We start from the raw sequence: 1,379 nt of genomic DNA on the forward strand, positions 1-1,379 counted from the left end.
GACAAGATAATTACAGTCACGATTTAAGCTGATTTATATGGGACAGCCCTGGGGTTATATGCTCTTCAGTGATCATATTGCTACTGCAGAAGCGGAATTGGTTGATGCGATAACTCTGCTCAAATCCGAATCTGTTGAGGACCTGGTATTAGATCTTCGTTATAACGGCGGCGGCTACCTGGATATTGCGGCTGAGCTGGCATATATGATCGCTGGTGATGTCACCCAGGGTCGGGCTTTTGAGCGAGTTGAATTCAATGATAAACACCCGGAAACCAATCCGGTTACCGGTGTGCCTATCGACCCAACTCCCTTTCACTCTACGGGCTTGGGGCTTATTGATGAATCTCTTTCAGGGCGCTCGCTGCCAACATTAAATCTGCCGCGTTTGTTTGTTTTGACCAGTGAAAATACCTGCTCGGCTAGCGAGGCAATTATTAATGGCTTGCGTGGAGTGGATGTGGAAGTTGTCCAGATTGGCGAAACCACATGTGGGAAACCTTATGGTTTCTACCCGTTGGATAATTGCGGTACTACTTATTTCACAATTCAGTTTTCGGGTGTGAATGCAAAAGGGTTTGGAGACTACTCCGATGGTTTTGTTCCAAATGGCATTTTCAATACCGATGCCGATTTACCGGGTTGCGAAATAGGTGACGATTTCTATCATTTTTTGGGTGATGCCAACGAAGCGCGTTTTGCCGCAGCGCTCAACTACGTTGATGGTGGTGATTGTGGTGATGTTGCGGTTAGCGCGTTTTCAGAATCTGGCTTCAACAAACGTGTCCCGATATTTAATGCTCGTGTGCCCAAAGAAATTTCCCGCAGTAACCGGATAATGGTGAAGTAATATGAAGGTAATGGCACTGATCAAGTTATTCTCTATAGTGGTTATGTGCCTGGGGTGTAGCTCTCAGTCAGCTGTCGAAGAAGCCAAACCTGCACGGCTCACTGAAATTACCCCTAAGATTAGAAAAGAATTACAGGGAGTGATTTCAGAGGCTATGGGCAATATAAAAATACAATTAGGGCCCAGTGTGTTAACTAGAAGCAGTATCTTGGTTGTTGAGAAGAGTCTGCGGCAAATGGAAATTATGGGTAGGGAGGTGGGGAGGCCTACGCGGTTCCAACTTTTAGCGGATGGAAAACAATGTTGGTTGGTTAAGTTGTCTGACCAGACGCGCTGGGATTTGAATATTGCCTGTCAATCACTAAGTGTTACCTAGTCAATTTCACTGAATAATTATTTCTTACTTAATTTAAACGGGCCTTGTGCCCGTTCATTTAGGGGGACTTCATCTTGCCTGCTTGTTGGGCGTTGATTTGGAGGCTGTAATTTAAATTGTGTAACTGCTCATGCCCCCATACTCTATACCGGA

General features: G+C 45.3%; 1 protein-coding gene. It reads left to right on the forward strand.

The features are described from left to right. Positions 1–37: 37 nt before the first annotated feature. Complete coding sequence (locus MO867_RS22050; RefSeq protein WP_252473174.1) at positions 38–850, forward strand: S41 family peptidase; 813 nt, start codon at positions 38–40, stop codon at positions 848–850. The last annotated feature ends 529 nt before the right edge of the window (positions 851–1,379 follow it).

It is taken from the genome of Microbulbifer okhotskensis (genome assembly GCF_023895975.1).
Taxonomy (GTDB): domain Bacteria; phylum Pseudomonadota; class Gammaproteobacteria; order Pseudomonadales; family Cellvibrionaceae; genus Microbulbifer; species Microbulbifer okhotskensis.